A 4332-nucleotide genomic window follows, 5' to 3' on the forward strand; every position below is an offset into this window, starting at 1 on the left:
AGCAACACGGAGGAACCCGGCCGAGCGCCGGGCCCTCACCATGCCTACAGAACAGCTAAAAGCACGCGAATCGCATTCATCGAATCATAGCTATGGGCCGACGGCCAAGCGAAAGACTGAGGCTAGGAGGCGACCGGCAACTTCGAGGTGCACCGCTTCCGAGCAGTCCACATCAGGCGCAGCCAAGCATCTCCCCGCAAGCGCAGGATTGACCGCCAGCACCTGACGGACGAACCCGTCCGGGTCGGCTGTCATGGCTGCGGCCATGACAGCCGTCTCCTCCCATCCGGTTGTGGTTAGTGGCGGTAGTGGTTCACCGACGGCGAGGTCGTCCAGTCGTGCTGAGAGAGCCGGCGTCACCTGGTCCACACGTGTAGGAACAGCGAGCTGGGACAGGTCGTCCGCGGCGCCGAGCTGGCGCGCTGCAAAGAACTCCTGCAGAAGTTGATGAAAGAAGCGAATAGTCTCCTCGTGCTCATCGAGGATACCTGTGTCGAAACCAACATGAAGCGAGGCTTCTGCAATCCGTGCCAGCCCGTTCAGCAGATCGATGGCCGTGTCGTACGTTACGACCACGTTACCCTTCTCGGCGCCGAGCTTCGTTGACTGCATCTGATACGCGAGTCGAGTGAGTGCGGGTATGAAGCTCCCGGTATTGGGCAACCACCGTGGATCTCGAACGCCGTCGCGTAGGCGCCGCTGTTCCCGTTCGGTCAATATTTCCGTGTTGATTAGTCGCTGGTTCCCGGCCAAAATCTCCCGCCGTAGCAATTCGCGAATCATTGCGGCGAATGCATCGGTACGGCCAACCGGGATCGTCCCGATGGCATGGACCTGGCTGACCAGAAGGCGAAGCATGTAGGGGGTCCGATAAAATGACAACGTGCGCGGATCACGTAGCAGTACTTCGCGTGCCAGTTCCGCGTGATCAGGCAGGTGCAAGTCGATGTACCCGAGTACCTGACTCTCGGTCATGGGTTCCAGTCGTATGTGAGGAACCCCGACATCCTTACTGCTCAACATTGCGCCGTACTCGAGAGTTCGGCAGCTGAAGATCGCCCTGTTCCCGGGGATGTCGCGGATTTCTTCGTAAAGGAACGCCCTCCACGCGTCGACGCGTCGCCGCAGATCGGTGGCATCGTGATGAGCGAGTTCGTTGAGGCCGTCGACAATGAGGAGTATCCGTCCGTCGTCCAGGAGGCGGCGAAGTTCCGGCAGCTGAGGATTCCGTGTCGACCACCGGTGCTGCAGCCACTCCAGCGGGTTGGGTGCTCGCTCTCTGTGGCCTAGGCCGAATTCAGCGAGGGATACGCTGAAGGGCACAACCGATCGAGGATCTGGATTGGTGACCCCGATTCGGGCGACATCCATTTCAAGTCGCCTGAGTAGAGTGGTCTTTCCAGATCCCGGTGCGCCCAACAGCACGTAAGCGAACGAGCTTGAGCTCGTCAGGATCTCATTGAGGTCGTCGCTTTCACGTACGCTCGGCATCTTGATCCACCGGTCGGGCGAACCGGGTCCCTCGTCATATATCAGATTCAGGCGAACAAACTGTCGATCCAGTCGATGTTCTGGCCCGCACCAGCGTGAATAGCAGGCTAGGTAGTAGTCCCGCAGGTCGCGAGCCTGATGAAGCTGAATTTCGTCGAGTTGTTCGGGGCGAAGTGCGACCGGTTTATCCGGGTGAAGCAATGCAGAATAGAGTGCGTGCAACGTGCTGGTGACGCTTCGCGGTGGCGCCAGTGGAGTCGTGACGACAGTTTCTGGAGCGGGCGAGACAGATTCGTTGCCTGTGGGTCGCAACGCGGCCAGCAATTCAGCGACGAGTCGAGGCCACTCGTCGTCGATTCGGCCATTCCAATCAAGTCGCTGGAGCGACAGGAGTTGATAATGGGGGACGGAGTCGTCCAAACGGATCACGTGGAGTGGCTTACGGTTCTTGTAGAAATAGAACCACTCGTTGAAGACCTCGCGAGACTCGTTGGCGGCTTGGGTCAGCAGCAGGATCATGCTGTCCGCCTCTTCCAACGCTTGATTCACTGCAACCGGCCACCGGTCGGTGTGGCGAATCTGATCTGTGTCCAGCCAGACTGTGTATCCGGCGTCCGTCAATATATCGCGGATCCGTAGCGCAGTGTCGGCTGACGCTCGTTGGTAGGAGATGAAGATCCGCGTCGACGCCGCGTGCATTGTTGCGCCTCTCTGCGACTTAGCCGCGACCCAAGGTGAAGCCGGCATCCGCATTGACGATGGTGCCGGTCAGGAAGGCTGCCTCTGCGAGGAATATATAAACGCTCGCGATCTCATCCGGCGTGATGAACCGTTGCAATGGAATCAGGTCCAGCCACTGTTGCTTCTGCTCTTCGCTAACGCGGTCCATGTAGGAGGTCGCGACGAAACCGGGCGCCACCGCATTTACTCGGATTCTGGGGGAAAGCTGCTTAGCCAGCGTCCGGGTGAAGTTGTTAACCGCGGCTTTTGCCGCTGAGTATGCGAGAATCGCCTCGCGACCGTTGGCGTCGAAGCCGCGCACCGATGACGTGTTGATGATGGTTCCGGCTCGGCCATGCATGGAGACCTCGGCCCGCTTTGAGCACAGGACGGTCGACATCAGGTTGGTTCCGAGCATATTTTCCCAATGCTCCGGCGTGGCGTCCGCGAACGCCATACTCTCCGTACGGCCGGCGTTGTTGACCAGCACGTCGACCGGTCCCAAGTCGTTTTCGATCTTGTCGAACAACGTCTCGACGTCTGCGGCGACACTGACATCGGCCTGGTGGTACACCGCCCGGCCGCCGCGCCCGATTATCTCCTCTACGAGAGCCTCGCCCCCGCTGCGGTCGGATCGGGAGTTGACCACGACACTGGATCCCTTGGCGGCAAAGGCCGAGGCGACTGCTCGGCCGATGCCTCGAGATGACCCGGTGACGAGGGCGACCTGTCCGGCCAATGTCATTCCGTACCCCTTTCAGATCGATTTTTCAGCGTCACTTGAGCGATGCCTCGCTGTGTGGAGCGTCCAGCTCGGGCCGTTTTTCCTCCTGGACCCATTTGAGGGTGGCGTAGGTACTGGCCGCTAGTACGGTGACAGCACCGACGGCAGTCAGCGGGCTCGGCTTCTCGCCGAGGAAGAGCCACCCGGTTATGAATGCAGACACCGGTTCCAGGCAGAGCAGGATTGCTGACGTTGTGGTCGAGAGGCCTCGCAAAGCTGCCAGGTACGCCCACATCGCGATCGCGCTGTACACCGCGCCCAGGACACCCAGCACCACAGCGTCGTAGGCGGCGAGCGGAACGAAGCCGACCAACATGATCGGTGCCAGGATGATGGCCGTTGTAGCGAGTTGTGCTGCTGCGACCATCATCGGCGACGTGGCTGCCAGGGTCTTCTTACTTGCCAGGATGGATCCCGCGTAGGCCGCTGCGGAGAACAGAGTCAACAGGATGCCGTCCCACCCGCCGGCCGCGGCGGGGCGGAGAACGAGGGCGCTGCCCGCCACAGCCAGCAGGACGGCAACCCGTTTACCGAGGTCGACCTTCTCGTTCAGAGTGCGACGCGCCAGCACGGTGATGAGAACCGGAGCGACGTAGATGCCGGTGAGAACGGTTCCGATCGGCGCACGTTGCAAAGCCATGACGAACGTCAGCCAATGGGCGGCCAACAGGGTTCCGGAAAGGACGAGAGAAGGTAGGTGGCGACGAGGCAGACTGATCGCGCTGGTACGTCCGGCCCGGCTGCGTACGGCGAGCACCGCAGCCAAGGTAACCGCGCCGACTGCAGCACGCAGGCACGCGATCTCGGCGGCGGGTAGGGCGAGAAACCTTACCAAGCCACCACTGGTACCCCACAGCAACGCGACCGCAGCCGTTGTGAGCGCTGGACCGGCGCTGTGGCCTGGCCGCGAATCAGGTGAACGCATTAGCGTTCTCAGCATCAGGTGCGATGAGTGTGTCCGGATGCCGGCCGTCATGGACCACAGAGGAGAGTAGCTGAGTGAACCCTCTGACGTCGCTGCGGTTGTAGGTGTTGCGCCCGAAGCATACACCGACCGCGCCGGCCCGAACGGCCCCAAAAGCGTTCAGCAGCGCCTCGTCGGGACGAATCCTCGGGCCCCCCGCAACGATTACCGGTACGCCCATGGCAGCTGCCACCACTGAGCTGAAGCTCCCTGGGTCGCCGGTGTACTGAGTCTTCACGATGTCGGCGCCTAGTGCCTCGTCTTTGAACGTTGGCCGTGTAATCCGTCGGTTCTGAGGGTGTTTCGGGCAGGCTGTCCTTCTCGTTGTTGAGAGGGGTGGTGCCGGGTGGGCCGACGCCCAGAGGTATTCGTC

At 61.2% G+C, this 4332-nt stretch carries 3 protein-coding genes and 1 pseudogene; all 4 read right to left on the reverse strand.

Annotated elements, in window-relative coordinates; all coding sequences use genetic code 11:
* Positions 1-90: 90 nt before the first annotated feature.
* Positions 91-2244 carry a TIR domain-containing protein gene (locus tag QSK31_RS48280; RefSeq protein WP_352244872.1) on the reverse strand — a complete coding sequence of 718 codons (2154 nt, stop codon included), beginning with the start codon at positions 2242-2244 and terminating at the stop codon, positions 91-93.
* Positions 2210-2956: an SDR family NAD(P)-dependent oxidoreductase gene (locus QSK31_RS48285; protein ID WP_285691957.1), complete on the reverse strand. Its 747-nt coding sequence runs from the start codon at positions 2954-2956 to the stop codon at positions 2210-2212. The genes QSK31_RS48280 and QSK31_RS48285 overlap by 35 nt, the downstream gene beginning before the upstream one ends.
* A 31-nt stretch (positions 2957-2987) precedes the next feature.
* A complete protein-coding gene (locus tag QSK31_RS48290; protein ID WP_352244875.1) occupies positions 2988-3971 on the reverse strand; it encodes a DMT family transporter in 984 nt (327 codons plus the stop codon).
* Positions 3907-4332, reverse strand: a pseudogene (locus tag QSK31_RS48295) (hypothetical protein); the annotation flags it as partial. The pseudogene QSK31_RS48295 and the gene QSK31_RS48290, both read right to left, overlap by 65 nt.

Source organism: Actinoplanes sp. NBRC 103695 (assembly GCF_030269485.1).
Taxonomy (GTDB): Bacteria; Actinomycetota; Actinomycetes; order Mycobacteriales; family Micromonosporaceae; genus Actinoplanes.